At 70.3% G+C, this 26670-nt stretch carries 20 protein-coding genes and 1 pseudogene; 4 read left to right on the top strand and 17 right to left on the bottom strand.

The features are described 5' to 3' along the window. Positions 1-100: 100 nt before the first annotated feature. Together PKO50_RS14200 and PKO50_RS14195 are read right to left on the bottom strand one after the other, a co-directional pair. On the bottom strand, positions 101-2380 hold the full coding sequence (locus tag PKO50_RS14200) for a nitric-oxide reductase large subunit (protein WP_275630087.1): 2280 nt from the start codon (positions 2378-2380) through the stop codon (positions 101-103). After that, a complete protein-coding gene (locus PKO50_RS14195; RefSeq protein ID WP_275630086.1) occupies positions 2373-2495 on the bottom strand; it encodes a hypothetical protein in 123 nt (40 codons plus the stop codon). Before PKO50_RS14195 ends, PKO50_RS14200 begins: the two co-directional genes overlap by 8 nt. A 99-nt stretch (positions 2496-2594) precedes the next feature. Here PKO50_RS14195 and norR point away from each other — a divergent pair, with 99 nt between their 5' ends. Then, positions 2595-4160, top strand: a complete 1566-nt coding sequence (gene norR / locus PKO50_RS14190) for a nitric oxide reductase transcriptional regulator NorR (RefSeq protein ID WP_275630085.1) — start codon at positions 2595-2597, stop codon at positions 4158-4160. Between the two features lie 41 nt (positions 4161-4201). Here the strand turns inward: norR and betT are convergent. Continuing rightward, positions 4202-6174 (bottom strand): annotated as a pseudogene (gene betT / locus PKO50_RS14185) (choline BCCT transporter BetT). Positions 6175-6482: 308 nt separating this feature from the next. Here betT and PKO50_RS14180 point away from each other — a divergent pair. Together PKO50_RS14180 and PKO50_RS14175 are read left to right on the top strand one after the other, a co-directional pair. Continuing rightward, on the top strand, positions 6483-6827 hold the full coding sequence (locus PKO50_RS14180; protein WP_109935835.1) for a DUF3302 domain-containing protein: 345 nt from the start codon (positions 6483-6485) through the stop codon (positions 6825-6827). 1 nt (position 6828) lies between these two features. After that, positions 6829-7788 (top strand): biotin/lipoyl-binding protein, encoded by a 960-nt coding sequence (locus PKO50_RS14175; RefSeq protein ID WP_109935705.1) that lies wholly within the window; start codon positions 6829-6831, stop codon positions 7786-7788. 447 nt (positions 7789-8235) lie between these two features. Here PKO50_RS14175 and PKO50_RS14170 read toward each other — a convergent pair whose 3' ends face one another. From PKO50_RS14170 to PKO50_RS14150, 5 genes are all read right to left on the bottom strand, one after another. After that, positions 8236-8778 (bottom strand): PqiC family protein, encoded by a 543-nt coding sequence (locus tag PKO50_RS14170; RefSeq protein ID WP_109935706.1) that lies wholly within the window; start codon positions 8776-8778, stop codon positions 8236-8238. Positions 8779-8805: 27 nt separating this feature from the next. Continuing rightward, the gene (locus PKO50_RS14165; protein ID WP_275630084.1) at positions 8806-10446 is read right to left on the bottom strand and encodes an MlaD family protein; all 1641 of its coding nucleotides are present in this window, start codon (positions 10444-10446) and stop codon (positions 8806-8808) included. Beyond that, positions 10427-11074 (bottom strand): paraquat-inducible protein A, encoded by a 648-nt coding sequence (locus tag PKO50_RS14160; RefSeq protein WP_109935708.1) that lies wholly within the window; start codon positions 11072-11074, stop codon positions 10427-10429. The genes PKO50_RS14165 and PKO50_RS14160 overlap by 20 nt, the downstream gene beginning before the upstream one ends. Continuing rightward, positions 11071-11667, bottom strand: coding sequence for a paraquat-inducible protein A (locus PKO50_RS14155; RefSeq protein WP_275630083.1), 597 nt, complete (start codon positions 11665-11667; stop codon positions 11071-11073). The genes PKO50_RS14160 and PKO50_RS14155 overlap by 4 nt, the downstream gene beginning before the upstream one ends. Before the next feature lie 135 nt (positions 11668-11802). Continuing rightward, positions 11803-13386 carry a GMC family oxidoreductase N-terminal domain-containing protein gene (locus PKO50_RS14150; RefSeq protein WP_275630082.1) on the bottom strand — a complete coding sequence of 528 codons (1584 nt, stop codon included), beginning with the start codon at positions 13384-13386 and terminating at the stop codon, positions 11803-11805. A gap of 98 nt (positions 13387-13484) precedes the next feature. Between PKO50_RS14150 and PKO50_RS14145 the strand changes: the two genes are divergently transcribed. Next, positions 13485-14495, top strand: a complete 1011-nt coding sequence (locus tag PKO50_RS14145) for an AraC family transcriptional regulator (protein ID WP_275630081.1) — start codon at positions 13485-13487, stop codon at positions 14493-14495. A gap of 478 nt (positions 14496-14973) precedes the next feature. Here PKO50_RS14145 and PKO50_RS14140 read toward each other — a convergent pair whose 3' ends face one another. The 9 genes from PKO50_RS14140 to PKO50_RS14100 form a co-directional block, all read right to left on the bottom strand. Next, on the bottom strand, positions 14974-17430 hold the full coding sequence (locus PKO50_RS14140; protein ID WP_275630080.1) for a fused MFS/spermidine synthase: 2457 nt from the start codon (positions 17428-17430) through the stop codon (positions 14974-14976). Between the two features lie 179 nt (positions 17431-17609). After that, positions 17610-19190, bottom strand: a complete 1581-nt coding sequence (locus PKO50_RS14135) for an arylsulfatase (protein ID WP_275630079.1) — start codon at positions 19188-19190, stop codon at positions 17610-17612. Positions 19191-19288: 98 nt separating this feature from the next. Then, entirely contained in the window at positions 19289-20302 is a 1014-nt protein-coding gene (locus PKO50_RS14130; RefSeq protein WP_275630078.1) for an HAD family hydrolase, read from the bottom strand. Between the two features lie 14 nt (positions 20303-20316). Then, entirely contained in the window at positions 20317-21630 is a 1314-nt protein-coding gene (locus tag PKO50_RS14125; RefSeq protein ID WP_275630077.1) for a hypothetical protein, read from the bottom strand. Then, complete coding sequence (locus PKO50_RS14120) at positions 21627-23213, bottom strand: VWA domain-containing protein (RefSeq protein ID WP_275630076.1); 1587 nt, start codon at positions 23211-23213, stop codon at positions 21627-21629. Before PKO50_RS14120 ends, PKO50_RS14125 begins: the two co-directional genes overlap by 4 nt. 1 nt (position 23214) lies before the next feature. Beyond that, positions 23215-24216: a VWA domain-containing protein gene (locus PKO50_RS14115; protein ID WP_275630075.1), complete on the bottom strand. Its 1002-nt coding sequence runs from the start codon at positions 24214-24216 to the stop codon at positions 23215-23217. Beyond that, complete coding sequence (locus PKO50_RS14110) at positions 24203-24709, bottom strand: DUF4381 domain-containing protein (protein WP_109935718.1); 507 nt, start codon at positions 24707-24709, stop codon at positions 24203-24205. The genes PKO50_RS14115 and PKO50_RS14110 overlap by 14 nt, the downstream gene beginning before the upstream one ends. Further along, positions 24706-25656, bottom strand: coding sequence for a DUF58 domain-containing protein (locus PKO50_RS14105; RefSeq protein WP_109935719.1), 951 nt, complete (start codon positions 25654-25656; stop codon positions 24706-24708). Before PKO50_RS14105 ends, PKO50_RS14110 begins: the two co-directional genes overlap by 4 nt. A 13-nt stretch (positions 25657-25669) precedes the next feature. Beyond that, on the bottom strand, positions 25670-26650 hold the full coding sequence (locus PKO50_RS14100; RefSeq protein ID WP_109935720.1) for a MoxR family ATPase: 981 nt from the start codon (positions 26648-26650) through the stop codon (positions 25670-25672). Positions 26651-26670 lie beyond the last annotated feature (20 nt).

The following is a 26670-nucleotide window of genomic DNA, read 5'->3' as shown; positions in this document are numbered from 1 at the left end:
AGGCCAGCCTTTGCAGGGCCGACGGACACATGCAAAAACGCACGCGCCCCACCTCCCTGGCAGGCCGCGTGCGTTACCAACGCTTGTTCCTATCGAATCGTCAGACCTGTTCCTGCACACCTCCTTCCGCGTAGATATCCACGGTCCTGCCACGGGGTGAAAGCACGCCGGTCACCACCTGCCAGGCCATGGACAGGGCCCCGACGATGAACACCAGGTCGCCGAAGGTGCGTACCCAGCGCAGGGTCTGCAGCAGCGGTTGCTGCATGAACTCCTCGCTGCGCGCGTACCACAGGCCGACGCTGGCACTGGCGTGGAACTGGATGATGCCGATGGGCAGCAGGCTGGTGGCGAGCATCAGCACCAGGCCGCCGTTGAGGCACCAGAAGGCGGTCTTCATCAGCCGCTCGTTGAAGTGCAGTTGCGGGCGGATGTAGCGCAGCACCAGCAGGGTGAAGCCCAGGGCGAGGAAGCCGTAGACACCGAACAGCGCGGCGTGGGCGTGGGTCGGCGTGGTGTTCAGGCCCTGGATGTAGTACAGCGCGACCGGCGGGTTGATCATGAAGCCGAAGACGCCGGCGCCGAGCATGTTCCAGAAGGCCACGGCGACGAAGCAGGCCAGCGGCCATTTCACCCGCTGCATCCAGGCCGCGCGGTTCTTCAGGCGCCAGTTCTCCCAGGCCTCGTAGCCCAGCACCACCAGCGGCACCACTTCCAGGGCGCTGAAGGTGGCGCCCACCGCCATCACCGGCGTGGTGGTGCCGGCGAAATACAGGTGGTGGAAGGTGCCGGGCACGCCGCCGAGCATGAACAGCGAGGCCGAGGCCAGGCTGGCGGTGGTGGCGGCACGGCCGGACACCAGGCCCATGTTGGAGAAGATGAAGGCCAGCGCGGTGGTGGCGAAGACCTCGAAGAAGCCCTCCACCCACAGGTGCACCACCCACCAGCGCCAGTACTCCATCACCGACAGGTTGGTGCGCTCGCCGTAGGCCAGGCCCGCGCCGTAGAACAGGCCGATGGCGATCACCGAGGCCGACAGCAGCGCCAGCAGGTTCTTGTCACCCGGCTTGCCGAAGGCCGGCAGGATGCCGCGCAGCATCAGCAGCAGCCAGAAGGCGATGCCGAGGAACTTGCCGATCTGCCACAGGCGCCCCAGGTCGACGTACTCGTAGCCCTGGTGGCCCAGCCAGAAGTTCCACTGCGGCGGCATCAGCTGGGCGATGGCCAGGTAGTTGCCGATGAACGAGCCGGCCACCACCACGACCAGTGCCCAGAACAGCACGTCGACGCCGAGCTTCTGGTATTTCGGGTCCTTGCCGCCGTTGATGACCGGTGCCAGGAACAGCCCCGCGGCGAGGAAGCCCGTGGCGATCCAGAACAGCGCGCTCTGGATGTGCCAGGTGCGCAGCAGCGAATAGGGGAACCACTGCGACAGCGGGATGCCGTAGAAGTCCTGCCCTTCCACCGTGTAGTGCGCGGTGGCGCCGCCCAGCAGCACCTGGAAGCCGAACAGCCCGACCACCAGCAGCAGGTACTTGCCCAGCGCCCGTTGCGACGGGGTGAGCGCCACCAGGCTGAGCGGGTCCTGCAGCGGCGGCTCGGGCTCTTCCTCGTCATGCCCGCGCAGGAAGGCCCAGGCCCAGACCAGGAAGCCGACGCCGGCGATCAGCAGCACCACGCTGACGATGGACCACATGACGTTCTCGGCGGTCGGCTGGTTGCCGATCAGTGGCTCGTGGGGCCAGTTGTTGGTGTAGGTGGCCGCCGAGCCGGGGCGCTCGGTGGCGGCGGCCCAGGCGGTCCAGAAGAAGAAGTGCGTCAGCTCCTGGCGCCGTTCGAGGTCCGGCAGGGTGCCCTCCTTCATGGCGAAGCTCTTGCGGCTGTGCTGCAGCGCCGGGTCGTCGCCGAACAGCGCGATGTAGTAGTCGGCGGTGTGGCGAATAGCCTCGACGCGGCGGGCGCTCAGGGTCAGCACGCCATTCTCGGCGCGGTTGCCGCGGTACTCGCGCTTCAGCTGCGCGAGCAGCACGGCCTGCTGGTCGCCGTCCAGTTCGGCGAAGGCCTTGCCGTACCGCTGGTGGGCACCGATGTCGAGCCAGGCGCTCAGCTCGCGGTGCAGCCAGTCCGCGGTCCAGTCCGGGGCCTGGTAGGCGCCATGGCCCCAGATGGAGCCGAGCTGCATGCCGCCCACGCTCTGCCAGGCGGTCTGGCCGTCGAGGATGTCGTTGCCGCCGAACAGCGTCTCGCCGGTCTCGCTGCGCACCTGCTCGGGAATCGGCGGGGCCTGGCGGTAGACCTCGCGGCCGAACCAGCCGAGGATGCAGAAGGTGACGCCGAGCACGGCGATCAGCGCCCACCAGAGCTTGCGGTATTCACCCATGGTGGCTCTCCTCGCCGGCGACCGGGCAGGTGGCGGGACGGACCGGGCAGCGCTGGGCGCCGGAGGATTTGACGTAGGCGCGATGGCCTGGGATGTTGCTGAGCGGGACGTGCATGGGATGGCTCCTTGGTCAGGCACTGCTTGCGCTATCGCAAGCGTTGTGCCATCTCATAAACCGCTCAGGATCAATAACTTGCGAAATTCACGAGTCAAAATGACTTCGCCCGGGAAGGGTTTTAATGACCTCGAAAAGGTAAAAAATACCCCGCTGCAGGATACCCTCCTGGCGGACCTGGCCGACGACCTGCCCATCGCCGTGCGCCTGCAACGGCTGGTGGCGGCGCTGCGCGACGAGTTCGCCTGCAGCGCCGTGGTGCTGCTGCAGCTGGACGGCGACAGCCTGCAGCCCCAGGCCGCCGTGGGCCTGGACCGCGAAGTGCTCGGCCGGCGCTTCGCCGTGGCCAGCCACCCACGCCTGGCGCGCATCCTCGAACGGCGCGAGCCGCTGCAGTTCAGCGCCGACAGCGAGCTGCCCGACCCTTACGACGGCCTGCTCCAGGACAGCCCCGACAAGCCCCTGCCGGTGCACGACTGCATGGGCATGAGCCTCTACCTGGAGGGCCGCCCCTGGGGCGTGCTGACCCTGGACGCCCTGCGCCCCGGCAGCTTCTCGCCGGTCCTGGTCCGGCGCCTGGAGCACTGCGCGCCGCTGATCGAGGCCGCCGTGCGCGTCGGCCGCCTGGAAAGCGAAGTGCGCCGCCTGCGCCTGACCCGCAGCGCCCTGGCCGAACCCGCCCTGGAACCCGGCGCCGGCATCCTCGGCGAAAGCCCGGTGCTGCACCGGCTGCTGGACGAGCTGAAGATAGTCGCCGACTCCGAGCTGCCGGTGCTGCTGCAGGGCGAAACGGGCGTCGGCAAGGAACTGTTCGCCCGCGCCCTGCACGCCAGCTCGCCACGCTCGCGCAAGCCGCTGGTGTACGTGAACTGCGCGGCGCTGCCGGAAACCCTCGCCGAAAGCGAGCTGTTCGGCCACGTGCGCGGCGCCTTCTCCGGCGCCGCCCAGGACCGCCAGGGCCGCTTCGAGGCGGCCAATGGCGGCACGCTGTTCCTCGACGAGATCGGCGAGCTGCCGCTGTCGATCCAGGCCAAGCTGCTGCGCGCCCTGCAGGGCGGCGAGATCCAGCGCCTGGGGGCGGACCGGCCCCGGCACGTCGACGTGCGCATCATCGCCGCCACCAACCGCCACCTGGCCGACGAGGTGCGCGGCGGGCGCTTCCGCGCCGACCTCTACCACCGGCTGTCGGTGTACCCGGTGCACATCCCGCCGCTGCGCGAGCGCGGCCAGGACGTACTGGTGCTGGCCGGGCATTTCCTCGAACTCAACCGCACCCGCCTGGGCCTGCGCTGCCTGCGCCTGGCGCCGGACGCCGAGCAGGCCCTGCTGGACTACGCCTGGCCGGGGAACGTGCGCGAGCTGGAACACCTCATCAGCCGCGCGGCGCTCAAGACCCTGAGCCTGGCCGGCTCCCGCCGCGAGCTGCTGAGCATAGACGCGGCGGGGCTCGGCCTGGACCTGCCGGCGGCCGATGACGCCAGAGCGGCCAGCGCCCCCGCGGCCGAGGACGCTCATTCGTTGCAAGAGGCGGTCGACGACTTCCAGCGCCACCTGCTGCAGCGCGCCCTGCAACGCCACGACGGCAAGTGGGCCGCCGCCGCCCGTGCGCTGAAGATGGACCCGAGCAACCTGCGCAAGCTGGCGCGCCGCCTCGACCTGCGCTGAGCGCCTCGCGAGCGGCCTGGGGGCCGCTCGCAGCGGGGGCTTCAGCGCACCAGGTGCAGGTAGTGCAGGTGGCGTTCGTACTGGTCGAGGATGTCGCCGATCACGTCCTCGCGGCTCCAGCCCATGATGTCATAGTCCTGGCCGCCCTCGCGCAGGTGCACCTCGGCGCGGAAGTACTTGCGGGCATCGTTGCCCTCGTCGCTGTCCTGCACCACGAAGCTGGGCTGGGCGAAGGCCCGTGGGCGCACCTCGTAGAGGAAGCGACCTTCGCCGGCGTGGTCCAGCGCCAGGCTCACGCGGCCGTCGTCGCGCTCCTCCACCGCCACCTCGTAGCCCTGCTTGCGCAGCTCGCCGGCCACCTGCTCGCAGGCCGGGCGCACCACCTCGGTGATGAAGCGCGCCACGTGGGCCCGCCGCGGGCGCATGGCGATGTTGCGCAGGCGCCGCTGCCAGCCGCCCTGCGCGTGGGGCGCATGGCGTGGCGAGGGCAGCGCCTGGTGGCGCAGGCCGCGGCGGGTGGCGTCCAGGTGCAGCGCCTTGAACAGGCCCCAGATCGACGCCAGGAGGATGATGGCGAACGGCAGCGCACTGGCGATGGTCGCCGTCTGCAGCGCCTTCAGGCCGTTGGCCAGCAGCAGCGCCACCGCCACCACGCCGATGCTCACCGACCAGAAGATGCGCTGCCACAGCGGCGAGTGGTCGTGCCCGGACGAGGCCAGCATGTCCACCACCAGCGCGCCGGAGTCGGCGGAGGTGACGAAGAACACCACCACCATCAGCACCGCCACCAGCGACACCACGCGGGACAACGGGAAGTGCTCGAGGAAGGCGAACAGCGCCAGGGAGCTGTCCTGGCCGACCACCGTCGCCAGGTCGGTCACCCCTTCGTTGAGGATCATGTGCAACGCCGAGTCGCCGAACACCGTCATCCATAGCAGGGTGAAGCCGGCCGGCACGAAGAGCACGCCGCAGACGAACTGGCGGATGGTCCGCCCGCGGGAGATGCGCGCGATGAACAGGCCGACGAAGGGCGACCAGGACAACCACCAGCCCCAGTACAGCAAGGTCCAGCCGCCGATCCAGTCGGTGGGCTGGTAGGCGTAGAGGTTGAAGGTCTTGTTGACGATCTCCGAGAGGTAGGCGCCGGTGTTCTGCACGTAGGCCTGCAGCAGGAAGACCGTGGGCCCCAGCAGCAGCACAAAGAGCATCAGCAGCACCGCCAGGCCCAGGTTCAGCTCGGAGAGGATTCGGATGCCGCGGTCCAGGCCGCTGGCCACCGAGAGGGTCGCCAGGGCGCAGGTGGCGGCGATCAGGATGACCTGCACGGTGGCGTTCACCGGCAGGCCGAACACGTGGTGGAAGCCGCTGTTGATCTGCAGCACGCCGTAGCCCAGGGAAGTGGCCACGCCGAACACGGTGCCGAGGATGGCGAACACGTCCACGGCATGGCCGATGGGGCCGTGGATGCGTTCGCCGATCAGCGGGTAGAGCGCCGAGCGCAGCGTCAGCGGCAGGCCCTTGCGGAAGCTGAAGTAGGCCAGGATCAGCCCGACGATGGCGTAGATCGCCCAGGCGTGCAGGCCCCAGTGGAAGAAGGTGATCTTCATCGCCTCGCGCGCGGCGGCCACGGTGCCCGCCTCGCCCACCGGCGGCGTGGTGAAGTGCATGACCGGCTCGGCGACGCCGAAGAACATCAGGCCGATGCCCATGCCGGCGGAGAACAGCATGGCGAACCAGCTGCCGTTGCGGTACTCGGGCTCGCTGTGGTCGGGCCCCAGCTTGATGTCGCCGTAGCGGCTGATGGCCAGGAACACCACGCTGATGAGCACCAGCGCCACCGCCAGGATGTAGAACCAGCTGGCGTTGCCGACGATCCATTGCTGGATGCGGTCGAACCGGGCCTGCGCCTGGTCCTGGAAGGCCACCGCGTAGAACACCAGCAGCACGATGAGCAGTGCGCTGCTGTAGAAGACCGGGGGTTGAGCGTGCTCCTTGGTTTGGAAGGGTCGGACATCGGGGACGGTTTCTCCTTGTGAAGCGAAGGCGCCGGCGGCGCCCTGAACCTGCGTTCGCCTGCAAGGGTAGCTCATCGGCATCTCGTACTAATTCGAGGCACGGCGTTGCTACAGTGTCGCCGCGGCGGGCAAGGCGCATGGCGCGGGCCCTCCCGCCCGCCGGGCAGCCCTTCGCCCATGGCCGCTGTCGCCAAATGAGCATCCCGCTCCCGCCCGCCCATCGCCGGCCCGGCTTTGCGCCAGCGCGAATCGAAACTAGATTCAAAGGCAGCGCCCCCGCCGGCCCCGCTCAAGGAACAGAACGCCCATGCTGAACTACGTAGCCCTGGGAATCCTCATCGCCGTCGCCCTGATTCTCTTCTACGGCATCATCGCCATCCACGACATCCCCTACGAGATCGCCAAGGAACGCAACCACCCGCACCAGGACTCCATCCACGTGGCCGGCTGGGTGAGCCTGTTCACCCTGCACGTCATCTGGCCGCTGCTGTGGATCTGGGCGACGCTCTACCGCGAGGACCGCGGCTGGGGCATGGGCAACCCGAACGCGCCGGCCACCGAGCGCGAGCTGGCCGAGCTGAAGGCCGAGCTGGTGGAACTCAAGCGCACCCTCGCCGCGCCCCACGCGCCGCACGACGAAGGGAGCCACTGAGATGGAAACGTTGCTCCTGCTGACCTACGCCGCCCTCTGCGTCGCCGTCTTCAAGCTGTTCCGCATTCCCAGGAACAAGTGGACCGTGCCCACCGCCGCCCTCGGCGGCGTGGTCCTGGTGGGCTGCCTGGTGTTCTTCATGAACTACAACCACCCCTACTCCGAGGTGGCCCGCAGCTACTTCATCAGCACGCCCATCTCGCCCAACGTCAGCGGCCAGGTGATCGAGGTGCCGGTGGAGCGCGACCGCGCGGTGAAGAAAGGCGACGTGCTGTTCCGCCTGGACCCGACGCCCTTCGAGAGCAAGGTGAAGGCGCTGGAGGCCCAGTTGGTGTCGGCCAAGGCCGACCTCTATCGCGCTTCCACCCTGGTGCAGCGCAATGTCGGCAACCGCCGCGACCTCGACCAGGCCACCGCCCAGGTCAACGCCATCGAGGCGCAGCTGATCGGCGCCCGCTACGACCTGGAAAGCACCACGGTGCACGCCCCGGCCGACGGCATCGTGTCGCAGCTGATCCTGCGCCCCGGCGTGCGCGCCACGCGCTTTGCCACCCGGCCGTCGATGGTCTTCATCCCCAACGAGGACTACTTCTACGTGGCCTGGATGCGGCAGAACAGCCAGCTGCGCCTGAACGCCGGCGACGCCGCCGAGATCGCCTTCGACGGCCTGCCCGGCCAGGTGTTCCAGGCCAAGGTGCGGCGCGTGCTGCCGGTGATCGGCGAAGGCCAGATCCAGCCCGGCGGCAACCTGATCAGCTTCAGCGGCTCGCCGCCGCCGGGCCGCGTGCCGGTGCTCCTCGACATCACCGACCCGGCCTTCGAGCAATACCGCGCCACCCTGCCCGGCGGCGCCTTCGGCCAGGCCGCGGTGTACAGCGAGCACGCCCACGAGTTGGCGGTGATGCGCAAGATCCTGCTGCGCATGGCGTCCTGGTTGAACTACATCTATCCCTTCCACTGACGCCCCCATGCAGGAGCGCGCCCTGCGCGCGAAATCGCGGACAGAGTCCGCTCCTACAGGTTGCCGGGTGGCACGGACGCGTAGGGCGTATAACCGTTCGCGGTTATCCGCCGCCGGCCGACACACCGGTGCCCCGGGCAATGGCGGATAACGCCGTAGGCGTTATGCGCCCTACGGGCTGGGAGGCGCGGATGCGTAGGGCGCATAACCGTTCGCGGTTATCCGCCGCCGGCCGGAACGCCGGTGCTCGGGCAATGGCGGATAACGCCGTAGGCGTTATGCGCCCTACGGGCAGGGAGGCGCGGACGCGTAGGGCGCATGACCGTTCGCGGTTATACGCCGCCGGCCGGAACACCGGTGCCCGGGCAATGGCGGATACCCGTAAGGCATGGCATTCCCCCGTAGGAGCGGACTCCGTCCGCGATCTGCCGATCCCGGGCATCGACCCTACGGCGCCGGGCAACGCCCCTGGCCGGCCGCGGCCTGGGCGATGGCGGTGGCCAGCTGGCGCAGGTTGGCCTGGTGCGCGCTGACCAGGCTTTCCACGCTGTTCTGCGCCGGCGTCTGCACCGTGGTGTGGCAGCTCAGCTCGCCCTGGCCGCCCGCGCGTTTCAGGCGCCAGGTGGCGTCCAGCAGCGCGTAGCGCCCCGGCACCGAGTCGAAGCGCTGCACCTCCACCCGCAGCACCGCCCTGGGCGCGGCGCCGGGCGGGCCGCCGAGCTGGTCCTGCAGGGCATTCTGGAACTCGTCCACCAGGTTGGCGCCCCACCATTCGGTTTCCAGGATGGCCAGGCCGCTGCCGCCCTGGCGCACCACGATCTGCGAGCGGTCCACCTGCGGCGGCAGGCTCACGCGTTCCACGCGCACCCCGCTCGCCGCGCCCTGCCCCGGTTGCGCGGGCACCAGCGTGTGGTAGTGGATGGGCGCGCTGCTGCAGCCCCAGAACAACGGCAGCAGCCCGGCCATGAGCAGCTTCGGCAGCTTGGGCATCTCGTTCACTCCTTTGGCATTGCCCTGTCAGGGCTGCAGGTCGTTGACGCCCGCGGCCTTCGGGCGCCCGCGGATCAGCGATTCGGGGTGCCGGCCGAGGTAGTCCGAGAGGTCGCGCAGCGAGCGCGACATACGGTCCAGCTCCTCCAGGGTGTCGCCGAGCTTCTGGCGCTGCGGCGAGTCCTCCGACAGCGCGGCGTTGGCCGTCTGCAGCGTCTTGCGCACCTCGTCGAGGGTGCCCTTCACGCCGGGCAGGGTCTGGCCGTTGAACTGCTTCAGGCTGTTCTGCAGCTCGCGCAGGTTGCCGTCCAGGTTGTTGGCGATGCGCTCCAGCGGCAGCTTGCGGATGCGCTCCACCATTTCCTGCAACTGCTCCTGCAGCTTGTCCAGGCTGCCGGGCACGGTGGGGATGGCGAACGGCTGGGCGCTGGTGTCGAAGGCCACCTTCTTCGCGTCGGGGTAGAAGTCCAGGGAGATGTACATCTGCCCGGTGATCAGGTTGCCGCTGCGGGCCTGGGCGCGCAGGCCGTGCTCGACGAAGCTGGCGAGCAGCTGGCGGGTGCCCGCCTCGTCCTCCGGCGAATGGTGGAAGGCCTGCAGCATCTTCTGGTGCACCGGTCCCAGGCGCTGCGGGTAGACCACCGCGTCGACCATCACCGGGAAGCTCTGCTTCACCTCGTCGTAGTCCAGCTTCACCGAGGTGACCTTGCCGAAGGGCACGCCCATGAACTCCACCGGCGCGCCCACCGACAGGCCGCGCATCGACTGGTCGAAGCGCAGGCTCAGGTACAGCGGCTTGCCGGTGGGCGGGGCCAGCGCCGTGTCGCGGTCGGCGAACAGCTGGAAGCGTTGCTCGTCCGCCGCCGGCTTGGCGTCTGCGGCGAAGTCCGGGGTGCCGAAGGCCAGGCCGCCGACCAGCAGCGAGGACAGCGACTCGGTGTTGACCTTCAGGCCGTTGGCGTCCACCGACAGGTCCACCCCGCTGGCGTTCCAGAAGCGCGTGTCCTGGGTGACGAAGGCGTCGTAGGGCGCATTGACGAACACGCCGATGTCCACGCCCTTGCCGTCCTGGCGCAAGGCGTAGGACACCACCTGCCCCACCGGGATGCGCCGGTAGTAGATCGACGAGCCGATATCCAGCGAGCCCAGGTCGTCGGCGCCGAGCATGAAGCGCTTGCCCTTCTCGCCATAGGTGATCGGCGGCGGCGACTCCAGGCCGGTGAAGTTCTTCTCCGGGGCGCTGGCCTCGCCGGCGTCGGCGCCGATGAAGGCCCCCGACAGCAGGGTGTCCACCCCGGACACGCCGCCGGCGCCGATGCGCGGCCGCACCACCCAGAACTTGGCGCCGCGGCTGGCGAAGGACTCGGCGTCCTTGGACAGCTGCACCTTGGTGACGACGCCCTTGCGGTCCCTGGCCAGCTCCACCGAGGTCACTTCGCCTATCACCACGCTGCGGTACTTCACCTGGGTCTTGTGCGCCTCCAGCCCCTCGCCGGTGGCGAAGGAAATGGAGATCACCGGCCCCTGCTGCATCCAGTTGCGCACCACCAGCGAGGCGCCGACCAGCAGCGCGATGATCGGCACTATCCAGACCAGCGACAGGTTCCAGCGCCGCGTGCGCACCTCGGCCCGCCCCGGCGGCGCCGGGTCATGTGTGTCCTGCGCCATCGATTCGGTCTCCCTTGTGCGGATCGTCGTCCCAGATCAGGCGAGGGTCGAAACTCATCGCCGAAAGCATGGTGAGTACCACCACCAGGCCGAAGAAGAGGATGCCCGGGCGCGGCTCGATGGTGCCCAGCCCGCGCATCTGCACCAGCGCCGCCACCAGCGCCACCACCATCACGTCGAGCATCGACCAGTAGCCGATCAGCTCGACGAAGCGGTACAGCTGCGAGCGCTGCCGGCGCGCCCAGGCGCTGCGGCGCTGGGCGGTGAACAGCAGCAGGCCGAGGGAACCGAACTTGATCGCCGGCACGCCGATGCTGGCGATGAAGATGATCAGCGCGATGTCCCAGGCGCCCGCCTCCCAGAACTCCAGCACGCCGCCGCCGATGGTGCTGTCCACGCCCTGGCCGAGCATTTCGGTGCGCATCACCGGCAGCAGGTTGGCCGGCACGTAGAACACCAGCGCCGCCACCAGGAAGGCCCAGCCGCGGTTGATGGCGTCGGCCTTGCGCGCGTGCAGCGGCGCGCCGCAGCGTTCGCACTCATGGGCGTTGCGGCCCAGGTCGCAGGTATGGCCGCAACCGTGGCACAGGCACAGGTTCAGCTGCGGGGCCAGCGGCGGCGTGCTCATACCAGCTCCCAGAGGTCGCGGATGTCGCGCCCGGCGATGGCGATCAGCAGCACGCTCAGCGCCGCCAGGGCCACCAGGCCGATGCCGGGGATCACCTCCAGCAGCCCGGCCAGCTTGATCACCGCCACCATGGCGCCGAGCAGGCACACCTCCAGCATGCTCCACGGCCGCAGCCCCTCCAGGGCGCGCATGCACAGGGCGAAGCCCGGCGCGCGGCGGCCGCCCAGCGCGAAGCCCAGCACCCAGGTGAGCAACGTCACCTGCAGCACCGGGGCGATGATGATGGCCAGGGCCACCACCAGGGCGATGAAGGTGATGCTGCCGCTGCTGAGGACCAGCACCGAGTCCCAGAGCGTCGCCGAGTTGCTCAGGCCCTTCATGCTGATGGTCATCACCGGGTAGGCGTTGGCGAAGGCCAGCAGCACGGCGCCGGTCAGGCTCAGCGCCAGGCGTTGCTGCACCGTCAGCGCGGTGTGCCGCTGCAGCACGCCGCCACAACGCACGCACAATGCGCGCTGGTGGCGTTGCAGCGGCGCGCGCTCATACACGGCGTCGCAGTATTCGCAGATGATCAGGTCGCGGGCCTGGGGCATGCGGGGCTCTGGGCAGTGGGAAGCGGGGCCGGGGCGCCGCGCGAATGACGGCGCGCCCGACCATGCCTGGCAAGCCTAGCCGAAGATGGCGGCGCGGCCGCCGCACCCTGCTCTTTGCGCGACAGCCGGCCCGCCTCAGGCCCCGCCGATCCACCCCGCCGCGCGCTCGGCGATCATGATCGCCGCGGCGTTGGTGTTGCCGCCCACCAGGGTCGGCATGATCGACGCGTCGACCACGCGCAGGCCCTCGATGCCACGGACCTTCAGGCGGCTGTCCACCACCGCGTCCTCGTCGGGGCCCATGCGGCAGGTGCCCACCGGGTGATAGATGGTGTCGGTGCGGCGGCGCAGCACCTCCACCAGTTGCTCGTCGCTGTGCAGGCCGGCGCTGTACAGGTCCTTCAGGCCGAAGCGCGCCATGGGCCGCTGCTCGCAGATTTCCCGCGCCATGCGGTAGCCCTTGAGCAGCGTCTGCACGTCGTCGTCGTGGCCGAGGATGTTCGGGTCGATACGCGGCGCCGCGGCCGGGTCGGCGGACTGCAGGCCCAGGCTGCCGGCGCTCTTGGGCCGCAGCACGCAGACGTGGCAACTGAAGCCGTGGCCCCAGTGCAGGGTGCGGTTGTGGTTGTCCAGCAGGCTCACCACCGAATGCAGCTGCACGTCCGGGCGGCTCTGCTCGGGGCCGGTGCGCAGGAAGGCGCCGGCCTCGGCGAAGTTGCTCGCCAGCGGGCCGCTGTGGCTGGCCAGGTACTGCGCCAGGGCCGCGCTCATGCGCGCACCGCCGCGCACCGAGTAGCCGGGCAGCGAGGTGTCGTGGCTGCGGTAGCAGAGCACCACGTCCGGGTGGTCGCGCAGGTTCTGCCCCACCCCCGGCAGCTCGTGCTGCACGCGGATGCCATGGGGCTTCAGCTCGGCCTCCGGGCCGATGCCCGAGAGCAGCAGCAACTGCGGGCTGCCGAACACCCCGGCGCTGAGCAACACCTCGCGGCGCGCCTTCAGCTCCAGGTGCTGGCCCTTGTGCGTCACCCGCACGCCGCAGGCCTGCTTGCCCTGCAGCAGGATGCGCTCGGCGCGGGCGCCGGTCAGCACAGTGAGGTTGCCGCGCGCCTGGCGGATCGGCTTGAGGAAGGCGGTGGCGGCGCTCCAGCGGCGGCCGTCGCGGATGGTCACCTCGTAGTGGCCCACGCCTTCCTGCTCGGCGCCGTTGAAATCCTCGTTGTAGCGATGGCCGGCGTGCAGCCCGGCCTCGATGAAGGCATGGGAGGCCACATGGGCGTTCACCTGGCCGACGTACAGCTCGCCCTGGCCGCCGTGGTACTCGCAGCCGCCGCCGTGGTGGCGCTCGCTCTTGCGGAAGTACGGCAGCACCTCGGCGAAGGACCAGCCGGGGTTGCCCAGGGCCGCCCAGTCGTCGAAGTCGCTGTGGTGGCCGCGGATGTAGATCATGCCGTTGATCGAGCTGCTGCCGCCGAGCACCTTGCCCCGCGGCTGGTAGCCGATGCGCCCGCCCAGGCCGGCCTGGGGCACGGTGTCGAAGGCCCAGTTGACGTGGTGCGTGGGCAGGATGGCGGCGATGCCGGCCGGCGCGTGCACCAGCGGCGAACGGTCCTCCGGCCCCGCCTCGAGCAGGCACACGGAAACGCCGGGGTCGGCGCTCAGGCGGTTGGCCAGGACGCAACCGGACGAGCCGGCGCCAACGATGATGTAGTCGAATTCCATGGGGTGCTCCGGTGAGTGGGAAGGGAACGCCTCGGATTCTTCGCTGGCCGTCGTCCGATTGATTGATCTTTGATGACAGATAATTGATTCTTCACGACATGGAACCTTTCATCCGCACCACCTCCTTCACCGGCTTCCGCGAGCTGGTCGCCCAGCGCGGCCAGGACCCGGCCGCGTACCTGCGGCGCTTCCGCATCAAGCCGCAGCTGCTCGACGACGAGGACGCCCGGGTGCCCTTCCGCTCGCTGGTGGGGCTGCTGGAATACGCCGCCGCCGAACTGGGCTGCCCGGACTTCGGCCTGCGCATGGCCGAGCACCAGAACCTGCACGTGCTCGGCCCCATCGCCGCCATCGCCCGCCACTCGGTGACCGTGGCCCACGCCCTGGGCGACGTGGTGCGGTTCATCGGCTACCACAGCCCGGGCATCCAGCTGGAGCTCGACCAGGCGCCCGGCCAGGCCCCGCGCCTGTGCATCGCCCTGCGCATCCCCGGGGTGACGCAGCAGCGGCAGATGGCCGAGCTGGCCATGGGCGTGGCGCACAACACCATGAAGCTGCTCTGCGGCCCCGGCTTCAAGGCCCAGGCAGTAGAGCTGCACGGCGCAAGCCCGGTGCCGCTGCTGCGCTACCGGCGCTACTTCCATACCGAGGTGCGCAGCGGCCAGGCCGGCTACGCCATGCTGCTGACCCGCGCCCAGCTCGACCAGCGCATCGAGCAGCAGGACCCGGCGCTGCACCGCACCCTGGTGCAGTACCTCAGCCAGTTCGAACAGGAAGGCGCCGACCTGGGCGAGCTGGTGCGGCGCTGGGTCACGCGCATGCTGCCCACCCAGCGCTGCCGCCTGCCGCTGGTGGCCGAGCAGATGGGCCTGCACGAGCGCACCCTGCAGCGCCGCCTGGGCGAACTGGGGCTGACCTTCGACGAGGTGGTCGACAGCGTCCGCCGCGAGCGCGCGGAAACCTACCTGGCGGCGCGGGACATCCCCCTGGCGCAGATCGCCAACATGCTCGGCTACAGCGAACAGGCGGTGTTCAACCGCGCCTGCCGGCGCTGGTTCGACCTCACCCCCGGCGCCCGCCGCCGCCAGTTGCTGGCGCCGCGCACGTAGATACACCCGGCCACGTTCCACGCCAAGGTCGACCTTGGAGCCGCTTGAGGCCCAGGCCAAACGGCGGATAACGCCGGAGGCGTTATGCGCCCTACGGGGTTCGGCCGTGGCGTAGGGCGTATAACCGTTCGCGGTTATACGCCGATACACCCGTGCCACAACCCACGCCAAGGTCGACCTTGGCGCCGCTTGAGGCCCAGGCCAAACGGCGGATAACGCCGGAGGCGTTATGCGCCCTACGGGGTTCGGCCGTGGCGTAGGGCGTATAACCGTTCGCGGTTATACGCCGATACACCCGTGCCACAACCCACGCCAAGGTCGACCTCGGAGCCACCTGGGGCCCGGGTCAAACGGCGGATAACGCCGGAGGCGTTATGCGCCCTACGGGGTTCGGCCGTGGCGTAGGGCGTATAACCGTTCGCGGTTATACGCCGATACACCCGTGCCACAACCCACGCCAAGGTCGACCTCGGAGGCGTTATTCGCCGCCCAGGAACCAGCGGTAGTAGGGGTTGTCGCCGTCGTCGCGGACCACCTGGCGGGCGTCGCGGGCCCAGGCCTGGCGGTCGCCGCGGTAGGCGTGCAGGCTCAGGTCGTAGAAGCGCCGCAGGCGCGCCCAGTGGTCGTCCACCGCGGCGCGGAAGGACGGCTCGGCGCCCTCCAGCGGCGGTGCACGGCGCAGCGCCAGCAGCGCCGGCAGCACGCGGGTGATCTCCCTGGCGCGCACCCAGGGCGCGTACTCGATGCGCGGCTGGTCGTCGGTGACCGGCTGCGCGTCGCCGGCGAAGCTCTCCAGCCCGGCGCGGTCGGTCACCCAGGTGGCCAGCAGCGCCTCGGGCGAGTCCACGCCCACCTCGCCCAGGGCCGCGGCCACCGCCGGCTGCGCGAAACGCTCGCGGATGCGCGGCACGTCCAGGCGCAGCGGCTGCAGCGAGCCCACCAGGAGCATCTCGTGGAACTCGGTGGTCCACAGCCAGGCATGGGGGAAGACGTCGATGAAGCTGCGCACCAGCGCGCGGCTGTCCTCCTCGTTCTGCGTCGGCAGCGGCAGCCACTGGGCGACGATGCCGCCCTGCTCCAGGCGGCTGGCGGCCAGCTGGTAGAAGTCCCGCGAGTACAGGTTGACCACACCGGCGGCCGAAGGCGGCGGCGGTTCCAGGGTGATCATGTCGTAGCGCTCGGCGCTGCGCAGCAGCTCGCGGCGGCCGTCGCGCAGGCGGATGTCCAGGCGCGGGTCGTGGCGGGCGTCGAAGTTGCCCTTGAAGTGCGGCGCCGCGGCCAGCACCTCGGGCAGCAGCTCGGCCACCACCGGGTGCTGCAGGGCCGGGTAGCGCAGCATGGCGCCGGCGGTGATGCCGGTGCCGAAGCCGATCACCAGCGCCGAGCGCGGTTCGCCGTCGTGCACCAGCAGCGGCAGCAGCGCCTGCAGGCGCATGTAGCGCAGCGAGGGCATGGCGTCGCCGGTGTTGGACACGCCCTGGATGTACAGGCGGCTGAAGCGGTTCTGCCCCCTGCCCTGCTCCACCACCGCCACGGTGCCGCCGCGGCCCTCTTCGTAGAAGGTGATCTGCCCGTTGCGCGCCGCCGGCAGCAGTTCGGCCAGGTGCCGCGGCGAGGTGAACGCGCCGGCCGCCAGGGTGGCGACGGCGACCAGCGCCACGCCCAGGCGCATGCGCTTGCCCACCTGCCGGCCGCGGCATACCGCCAGCAGCCCGACGGCCGCGGCCAGCGCCGCCAGCAGCGCCAGGCTGCGCACCAGGCCCAGGCCGGGCACCAGCAGGAAGCCGGTGAGCATCACCCCGAGGATGCCGCCGAGGGTGTTGAGCGCCACCACCAGGCCGACGTCGCGGCCCACGTGGGCGCTGTCCACCGCCAGGCGCAGGGCCAGGGGGAAGGCGGCGCCCAGCAGCGTGGTGGGCAGGAACACCACGCACAGCGCGGCCACGGCGAAGCGCGCGCACATGCCGGCCAGCTCGCTGCCGCCCAGCCCCAGCACCAGTGCTTCGGCGCGGGTCTGCGCGCCCACCAGCCAGTGGCCGAGGCCGGCGACCTGGAGGATGGCCAGCAGCCCGGCGGCGGCGATCAGCAGGCCGAACAGGCCCCAGGGATCGCGGATGCGGTCGGCGCGCCGGGCGTACAGCGCGCTGCCTAGCACCAGGCCGCAGAGGTAGGTGGCCAGCACCATGGCGAAGGCGAAGGCGCGGGTGCTCATGAACTGCACGATGGACTGCGTCCACACCACCTCGTAGCCCAGGGCCACGCCGCCGGCCACGCAGTACAGGGCGATGGCCAGGCGCGCCGCGGGGCTGCGCGGCGCCACCGGCTGCCCGGCGGGCGCGGCGGGTTCCACGGCCTCGCGGCGGGCCAGCAGCGCGCCGGCGGCGGCCAGCAGGTTGAGGCCGGCGGCGGCGCAGGCGCTGCCGAGCACGCCCAGGGCCGGCAGCAGCACGAAGGCCGCCAGCAGCGTACCGACGATGGCGCCGGCGGTATTGGCCGCATACAGCCCACCGCCGGCGCGGCCCAGTTGGTCGTTCGCCGGTTTCAGCGCCCGCACCAGCACCGGCAGCGTGCCGCCCATGAAGAAGGCCGGCAGGCCGACCAGGACGAAGGGCAATAGCCAGGCCGCCAGGCCAATGCCGGCCTCCAGGCGGGCGAAGGGCCCGGCGGCGTGGGCCAGGGCCACGCTGGCGGCGACGCCGAGCGCCGCCACCAGCAGCTCCAGGCCGGCGTACAGGCGCACCGGCCGGCGCAGGCGGTCGGCCCAGCGGCCGAAGGCCAGGCCGCCCAGGGCTAGGCCGGCGAAGAAGGCGCTGATGGCGGTGGTGACGGCGTACACCTCCACCCCCACCACCAGGGAAAGCTGTTTCACCCACAGCACCTGGAACACCAGCGCCGCGCCCCCTGAGGCGAACATCAGCAGGGCCGGGAGCAGCATCTGCAGGCGGGCCCGGGAAGGGACTTTCGCGCCAACGGCACGACGGGATCGCATGGGGGACGGGCTGGCAGCTGAGGGCATCGGACGGCCTTGTCGGAAAATGGAAAAGCCTGCGACGGCAAAGCCGTCGCAGGCATCGGTCCGGAAGCCCGGCTCGCGGGCTTCCTATGCGGCACAGCTTACTTCGCAGTGCCCTGCTGCTTCATCTTCGCTTCGATCTGCTTGTCCACGTTCTCGCGGATCTGGTCGATGCTGAAGCTGGCCGGGCGCTGGCTCGGCGGGTACTCGACGAAGGTCTGCAGGAACTTCGCGGCCTTCTGCGTCCCCTGGAACAGCAGGTAGTCGTTCTTGGTCAGCCAGTCGTAGTACTGGTCGGAGACCACGTCCGCCCGCTCGTACGGGTCCATGCGCAGGTTGAACAGCTTGGGCACCCGCAGGCAGGTGAAGGGCTCGCTCCACACCTGCAGGCCGCCGGGCGCGCGCTGTTCGCACCAGACGATCTTCCAGTCGCCGAAGCGCATGCCCACCAGCTCGCCGTCGTCGTTGAAGTAGTAGAACTCGTTGCGCGCACTCTTGTCGGCCTTGCCGGTCAGGTAGTCCAGCTGGTTGAAACCGTCCAGGTGCACCTTGAAGTTCTTGCCGCCGACATTGGCGCCCTTGAGCAGGCGGTCCTTGATGTCGGTGTCGCCCACCGCGGCGAGCAGCGTCGGGAACCAGTCCAGCCCGGAGACCATCTGGGTGGAGACTTCGCCGGCCTTGATGTGGCCCGGCCAGCGGATCATCGCCGGCACCCGGTAGGCGCCTTCCCAGTTGGAGTTCTTCTCGTTGCGGAACGGGGTGGTCGCCGCATCCGGCCAGGACCACTGGTTCGGGCCGTTGTCGGTGGTGTAGATGACGATGGTGTTGTCGGCGATCTTCAGGTCATCCACCGCCTTGAGCAGTTTGCCGACGTCGCCATCGTGCTCGATCATGCCGTCGGCGTACTCGTTGCCCAGCATGCCGCTCTGCCCTTTCATCGAGTCGCGCACGTGGGTGAAGGCGTGCATGCGCGTGGTGTTCATCCACACGAAGAACGGCTTGTCGGCCTTCACCTGCTTGTCCATGAAGTTGATGGCGGCCTGGGTGGTGTCGTCGTCGATGGTCTCCATGCGCTTGCTGTTCAGCGGGCCGGTGTCCTCGATCTTGCCGTCGGCGGTGGAGTGGATCACCCCGCGCGGCGTGGCGGCCTTGGTGAAGGCCTCGTCGTCCTTCGGCCAGTACGGGCGTTCGGGCTCTTCCTCGGCGTTGAGGTGGTACAGGTTGCCGAAGAACTCGTCGAAGCCGTGATTGGTCGGCAGGTACTCGTCGCGGTCGCCCAGGTGGTTCTTGCCGAACTGCCCGGTGGCGTAGCCCTGGGCCTTGAGCGCCTGGGCGATGGTGATGTCGCGCGCCTGCAGGCCCACCGGCACGCCAGGCATGCCGACCTTGGACAGGCCGGTGCGCAACGCCGACTGGCCGGTGATGAAGGTGGAACGGCCGGCGGTGCAGCTGTTCTCCGCGTAGTAGTCGGTGAACATCATGCCTTCGTGGGCGATGCGGTCGATGTTCGGCGTCTTGTAGCCGACCACGCCGAAGGCGTAGGCACTGATGTTGGTCTGGCCGACGTCGTCGCCGAAGATCACCAGGATGTTCGGCTTGTCAGCGGCGCTGGCGACCGAGCATCCGACTATCGCCGTCGCCGCCAGGGCGAAGCGCGACAACCATCTTCCCGTGCGTTTCATGTGGGTGTTACTCCTTTCCAGTTTGCTTGTCGTGAGCCACGACTACGTTCACCGGGGGCGCCGACCGGCCGGCTGGCGCCCCGCTGCGATCCTGCGGTTCAGTTGTTTCCCGCTTGCTGTTCGAACGGATAGATCCGCTTCCACTCCTTCGCCATGTCCACTACCGTCCAGCCCTTCTCCGTGGCCTCGTCGAGCGCCTTGTCCAGGCGCCCGACCTTGCTCTGGCGGTCGTAGGCCCATTCGCGCTCGCCGTCGGTGTGGTGCACCAGGCCGGCGAAGCGCAGGCCTTCGCCCGCGGTGGTCCATTGCAGCATCTGCAGGTCGCCGTCGGAGTTGCCGAAGGCGAGGATCGGCCGGCGGCCGATGATGGCGTCGATGCTCTCGGGCTTGCCGGCGCCGTCGTCGTTGTGGGTGAGCTTGGGCAGGCGCTGGATCGACAGCGCGCCCTCATCGTCCTGGAAGCGGGTGGCGAAGGTGGTGCCGATCACCTGCTCCGGCGGGATGCCGTAGACCTCCTCGGCGAAGGCGCGCATGAAGGCCACTTCGCCGCCGGAGACGATGTAGGTCTTGAAGCCGTGCTCGCGCAGGTAGCCCAGCAGTTCCAGCATCGGCTGGTAGACCATCTCGGTGTAGGGCTTGTGGCTGCGCGGGTGCGTGGCGCTGGCCAGCCAGCGCCGGGCGTTGTCGGTGAAGGCCTCGGTGCTCATGTTGGTGTGGGTGGCCATGACGATCTCCAGCAGGCCGCGCATGCCGGCCGCCTCCAGGGCCTTCTGGTCGTTCTCCAGCACCGCCTTGAACGGCATCTGCTCCTTCCACTCCGGGTGCTGCGGCGCCATGCGCTTCACCTCGGCCAGGGCGAACAGCACCTGGAAGTACAGCGGCTGCTCGCTCCACAGGGTGCCGTCGTTGTCGAACACGGCGATGCGTTCGGCGGGCTTCACGTAGTCCTTGCCGCCCTCGGTGCTCACCGCCTCGACGAACTTCACGATGGCCTGCCTGGAGGGCCCGTCGTTCCACGACGGCAGCACCTCGGCCGCCTGGGCCAGCAGCGGCAGGCAGAGCAGCAGGGTGAAGATCCAGCGCAGGGTGGGTGGCGTGCGGTGTGCGTACATGGGACGTCCTTGCTTCAGGGGTTCAACGGCTTGAGGCTGTGGTGCGCCGGTGCGGGTTCGTCGTGTTCGGCAACAGCCTTCGGCAGCCCGGGCAGCGCCTTCAGAAGCGCCTCCGGGGTGTCTGCACGGTGTTCGCGTCCATAGCGAGTTCTGAAAAACGCTAGCAAATAATCGACAGTCGGCTCGGGCAGGCGGCCAAAGGCGCTACTCATTTCGTGACATCCGGTGCGCCGGCGCAGCCACAGGTACAGCGCGCCCAGCTGCGGCGGCGAGCCTTCGAGCTGCGGGCGCACCTGGCGCCAGGCGTATTCGGGGGAGTCCAGCCAGGCCTGCTGGCGGCGCTGGCGCCAGCTGCGCCATTGGCCGACCAGCGGCGCGCCCCAGCGCTGCCCGGCGAACGCCAGCGCGGCCAGCAGCACCAGGGCCAGGCCGATGAGCAGCCAGTGCCCGGCGATGTGCACCTGGGCTTTCTGCCCCAGGCGGCGCAGGTCCTCGGTGATGGAGAACGGCGCCTGGTAGCCGGCCGCGCCCCTGGCCTCCAGGTCCAGGGCCGGCACGGAGGCGGTCTTCTGCTCGCCCGTGGCGGCATCCCACCAGCGCAGCTCGATGGCCGGCAGGCTGAAGCGGCCGGCCTCGCTCACCACGTAGGTCGCCGCGTCCTCGCGCTCGCCGCCGTCGACGCCACCGCGCCCGTCGCCCATGGGCTTCACCGTCGGCGTCTGCACGTAGCGGCGCAGCCCGTCCACCTCGGCGAAGGCCGGCGCCGGGATCAGCATCGCCTGGGCCCCTTCGGCCTGCACGTGGAGGCGCCGAGTGACGCTGTCGCCTACCCGCAGCGGCTTGTGCGACTGCTCCAGCACCTGGCTGAAGTCGAGCTGCCGGGCCACCAGCCGCTGCGCCCCGGCCTCGCCGCCGGCGGGCTCGCGGGCGGTGAAATGCAGGGGCTGGCTGTGCACCGTCAGCGGCCCGCTGCCCTGCCCCGGCTGCACCTGGATGGCCAGGGCGGGAATGTCGAAGGCGCGGGCCTGCTGCGGGGTGATCTGGTAGCTGTAGCGCAGGCCGAAGAACGGCTTGCCGTCGATCTGCTCGGTGAGGTGCGTGGCCTCGCCGCTGGGCACCGACACCACCGCGCCGTCCAGCGCCAGCTTGGGCAGTTGCGGCGCTGCGCTGAACCAGGTGTCCACCAGCAGGTCCAGCTGCAGGCTGAGGGTGCCGCCCACCAGCACCGAGTCGCCCGGCAGCAGCTGGCTGCGCACCTTCACCAGCGGTTCGTCGGCCAGCGCCGGCACGGGCAGGGCCAGCAGCAGGCACAGCAGCAGGCGCTTCATGGCGTGGCCTCCGTGGCCGGGTTGCGCGCGGCGTCCTGCAGCAGGAACTTGCGCTTGAGGAAGCGCGCCGGCGAGGTGGTCAGGTTGCTCAGCCACTGCTCGTCGGAGCTGGCCTGGCCGGTCTGGCTCTGCACCGACTTGCCCTTGCCGGTGGTGTTGTCGAACACCTCCTTGTCGGCCTTCTCGTCCGGCGGCCCGGCTTCCTGCTGGGCGTCGCGGTCCTTCTGCAGGGCCTGCGCCAGGGCCAGGTTGGCCCTGGCCTCGGGGAAGTCCGCCTGGCGCGCCAGGGCCTGGCGGTAGGCGGCGATGGCCTGCTCGAACTTGCTCAGGCGCACATAGGTGTTGCCCAGGTAGAAATACGCTTGCGCCGTGTCCAGCCGGGCGAAGCTGGCCAGGGCCAGTGGGTAGTCCGCCGCGCGGTAGGCGGCGATGCCCTTCCAGTACACATCCTGGAAGTGCGCCGCGGCCTGCGGGTAGTGCTCGTGCTCGAAGGCCCAGCGGCCCTGCTGGTCGGCAGTGAAGAAGGCGTCCGCCAGCGGCCCGGCGTGCGCCGGCGGCGCCGGCCAGCCCAGGCCCAGGGCCAGCAGCGCCGCGCCCAGCCAGTGCACCTGCCAGCCCTTGCGGACGGCCAGCAGCGCCAGCGCCAGCAGCGGCCAGCACAGCCAGTAGCCGGCGTCCTTCCAGTGCAGTTCGCGGCCGTCGTCCTGGGCCGCCTGGAAGTGCTGCTGGGCGTGCAGCTCGATCCAGTCCAGGTCGTCGTCGTTCAGCGTCAGGCTGCCCAGGGGCGCGTCGGCGGCGTCGGCCAGGCCCTTCAGGCCCTCGGCGTCGAAGCGCGCCAGCAGCGGCCGGCCCTCGGCGTCCTCCTGGCCGCCCTTGAGCAGGCCGCCGTCCTGGCTGCCCACGGCCAGCACCAGCACCTGCAGCTCGCTGCCCTGCAGGGCCTTGCCGATGGCGTCGAACTGGGTGCGGTCGGCACCGTCGGTGACCAGCACCAGGGTGCCCGGCGCCTGCTCGGCGGCCAGCAGGCGCTTGGCCACCTCGATGGCGCCCAGGGCGTCCTTGCCGCTGCGCTCGATCAGGTTGCTGGACAGCGCCTGCAGGAAGCTGTCCAGCAGGGCCGGGTCCTCGGTAGCCGGCAGCACCAGGTGCGCGCTGCCGGCATAGGCCAGCAGCGCGGTATGGCCGCCGGCGCGGCGCTGGATGAGGTCGTGCAGCTTGTGCTTGGCCGCCTCCAGGCGCGAGGGCGGCACGTCGTCGGCGTCCATCGAGGGCGACAGGTCCAGGGCCAGGATCAGCGGCGCGCGGTTGTCGAGGAAGGCCGGACGGTCCTGCTCCCAGGTCGGCCCGGCGGCGGCGATGCCGCCCAGCACCAGGAAGGCGCCGAGCAGGTGCACCGGGCGCAGGCGCTGGTTGTCCTGCGGGGTGATCACCAGGTGCTGCAGCAGGTGCGGGGCGATGATGCCGTCCAGGCGCCGCGCCAGGTCGTGGCGGCGCGCCCACAGCAGCGGGAAGAGCACGCCGGGCAGCAGTGCCAGCAGCCACAGCGGGCGCAGGAAGTGGAAGGCGGCGAGGTCGATATCCATCTCAGCCCTCCACCTGCGTCTGGCGCCGCCCCGGCGCGCTCACGCGCCCGGCCAGGGCCGCCAGGCCATGGGCCAGCGCCAGGGCCAGCAGCGCCGCGCCCAGGGGCAGCCAGAACAGGTCGCGCTTGGGCTGGTGGCTGAAGGTTTTCACCTTGTGCGGGGTGATGCGGTCCAGGGTGGCGTACACCTGCTGCAGGGCACCGCTGTCGCCTGCGCGGAAGAAGCGCCCGCCGGTGGCCTGGGCGATGCCGCGCAGGCCGTCCAGGTCCACCTTGGCCTCGCCGCTGGCCGCGGGGTCGCCGATGCCGATGGTGTGCACCACGATGCCGTGCTCGCGGGCCATGGCCGCCGCGTGGTCGGGGGTGATGGCGCTGGCGGTGTCGTTGCCGTCGGTGAGCAGGATCAGCACCTTCTCCTGCTCCCGGGCGTCGGCCAGCAGCTTGATGGTCAGGCCAATGGCATCGCCCAGGGCGGTGTTCGGCCCGGCCATGCCGATGCCCACCTCGTCCAGCAGCATCAGCAGGCTGGCGTGGTCCAGGGTCGGCGGCGCCTGGGGGAAGGCGCCGGTGCCGAAGACGATCAGGCCGATGCGGTCGTCCTTGCGCCTGGCGATGAAGTCGCGCACCACGCTCTTCACCGCGCTCAGGCGGTCCACCTTCTGCCCGGACGGGTCGGTATAGTCGCGGGTCTCCATGGACTGGGAGATGTCCAGCGCCAGCATCAGGTCGCGGATCGGCCGTTCCTTCTCGATGGGCTTCTCCACCAGCACCGGGCGCGCACAGGCGGCCACCAGCAGGGCCCACACCAGCAGGTTCAGCCACAATTGCCAGCGCCCGCCGGCGGCCCGGCCACTGCCCGGGGCCTGGCCGGTGGCGCGGCTCATGGCGGCGAAGAACGGCACGCGCAGGGCGCTGCGCGACTCGTGGTAGGCGCGCAGGTAGCGGTACGCCAGCCAGGGCAGCGGCAGCAGGAACAGCAGCCAGGGATAATCAAACTGCCACATGGTGGACCTCGATCCAGTGCCGGCAGGCTGCCAGCAGTGCCTGTACCTCGCTGTCGGCCAGGGCCTGCAGGCGCTCGGCCGGGGCGTAGGCGAGCAGCGCCAGGCGCTGCGCCAGGTCCGCCGGCAGCGGCGTGGCGCTGCGCCGTTGCAGGAACGCCTGCCACTGCGGCCCGCCCAGGCGCGCCGCGGCCTCGCCGCCGGGCAGCGACAGGGCCACGCGCTTGAGCAGCTGCGGTAGTTCGCGCAGGGCGCCCAGGCGGCGCTGCGGGTCGGCCAGCTCGGCGCTCAGTTGGTCCAGCAGGGCCAGGGCCTCGCGCCGGTAGCGGTCGCGCCGCCAGCGCAGGTAGCGCCAGGTGCCCCAGGCCGCCAGCAAGGCGACCAGCACCAGCGCCAGCACCAGCCAGCCCCAGGTCTGCGGCCAGTAGCCGGTGACCGGTGGCGGCAGCGCCAGCTCCTGCAGCTGGTCGATGCCCGGTACGGCGGCCAGGCTCATCGCGGCACGCCCGATAGCCGGCCCAGTTCGCCGCGCAGCTGCTCCAGGCTCTCGCGCCCGGTGCTGAACATCATCAGCGGCACCTGGCTGCGGCGCAGCAGCGTGGCCACGTCCTTCAGCCGCCCGGAGAGGAATTCGCCCAGCGGCTGGTGCACCTGGCGCCGGCCCACTTCCAGTTCCACCTGCAGTTCGCCCTGGGTGACGGTGACGCGGCCGCGGTCGGGAATCTTCAGGGCGATGGGGTCGAACACCTGCAGCGCCAGCACGTCATTGTGCGCGCTCAGCTGGCGCAGCAGCTGCAGGGTCTGCGGGCCGACGCCGGCGAAGTCGCTGATGATCACGATCAGCGCGTCGTGCCCGGCCACCGCCAGGCACTCGCGCAGCACCCGGTCGAGCTGCCCCGGCGACTCGTCGTCGGTGCGTGTCGCCTGCAGCGAATGGTTGTGCCGCACCACCGCCGAGCACAGCGCCTCCACCCGCGCGCGGCTGCGCAACGGGCGCACGTAGTCGATGCGCTGGTCGCCGAACACCAGCCCGCCCACCCGGTCGCCAGCGTGGAAGGCCATCCAGGCGCCGATGGCCGCCAGCTCCGCAGCGGTCACCGACTTGAAGTTGCGTTTGGAGCCGAAGTACATGCTCATGCGCTGGTCCACCAGCAGCAGCGTCGGGCGGTCGCGCTCCTCGGTGTAGCTGCGCACGAAGGGCTTGCCGTAGCGCAGCGAGGCGCGCCAGTCGAGGTGCCGCAGGTCGTCGCCGGGGCTGTACTGGCGCAGTTCGTCGAAGCTCAGCCCGCGGCCGCGCAAACGCGCCGCGTGGTTGCCGGAGAGCACGCTGGACAGCGGCTGCCGCGACAGGAAGCTGAGCCCGCGCACCTGGTGCTCCAGCAGCATCAGCTGCTCCAGCGAGGCGTAGACGAAGCCGTCGGCGACGGGCGTTGCAGGGGCCATGGCTACCCTCCCCTCAGGCCGGTACCGCGACCTTGTCGAGCAGCCGGTCGACCACCTGGTCGGCGCTCACGCCGTCGGCCACGGCGTCGTAGGACAGCAGCAGGCGGTGGCGCAGCACCGGGTGCAGCACGGCGCGCACGTCGTCGGGCGAGACGTAGTCGCTGCCGGCCAGCCAGGCGTGGGCGCGCGCCACGCGGTCCAGGCTGATGCCGCCGCGCGGGCTGGCGCCGACCTTGATCCAGCGCGCCAGGTCCGCGTCGTAGTCGGCCGGGCGGCGGGTGGCGTTGATCAGGTCGATCAGGTAGCGGTCGATGGCCTCGGCCACGTGCACCTGGCCGACCTCGCGGCGGGCGGCGAAGATCGCCTCCTGGGCCAGCGGCGCGGGCGCCTCGGCGGCTGCGCCGGCCTGCTGGCGCTGCTCCTCGGCGCGCACCAGGCGCAGCACCTGGGTCTCGTCCTCCACCCTGGGGTAGTCGATCAAGAGCTTCATCAGGAAGCGGTCCATCTGCGCCTCGGGCAGCGGGTAGGTGCCTTCCTGCTCGATGGGGTTCTGCGTGGCCAGCACCATGAACAGCCCGGGCATGGCGTGGGTCTGCCCGGCCACGGTGATCTGGCGTTCCTCCATGGCCTCCAGCAGGGCCGCCTGGACCTTGGCCGGGGCGCGGTTGATCTCGTCGGCGAGGATGACGTTGCCGAACAGCGGGCCGGGCTGGAACTTCAGCTGGTTGCCGGCCTCGGTCTGCTGCAGGATCTCGCCGCCGGTGATGTCCGAGGGCAGCAGGTCGGGGGTGAACTGGATGCGGCTCATGCGCGCGTCGAGGTTCTTCGACAGGGCCTTGACCGTGCGCGTCTTGGCCAGGCCGGGCAGGCTCTCCAGCAACACATGGCCGTTGGCCAGCAGCCCCAGCAGGATGTTGCGGATGGTCTCTTCCTGCCCCAGTACCTGCGCACCGACGCTGGCTTCCAGGCTGGCGATCTGCTCACGTGTGCTCACTGTCTTTTTCCTTGTTCCGG

It is taken from the genome of Pseudomonas sp. 273 (genome assembly GCF_029201425.1).
Classification (GTDB): Bacteria; Pseudomonadota; Gammaproteobacteria; order Pseudomonadales; family Pseudomonadaceae; genus Pseudomonas; species Pseudomonas delhiensis.
Note: the sequence above shows the minus strand (reverse complement) of the source record. Positions and strands in the feature narration are given on the sequence as shown.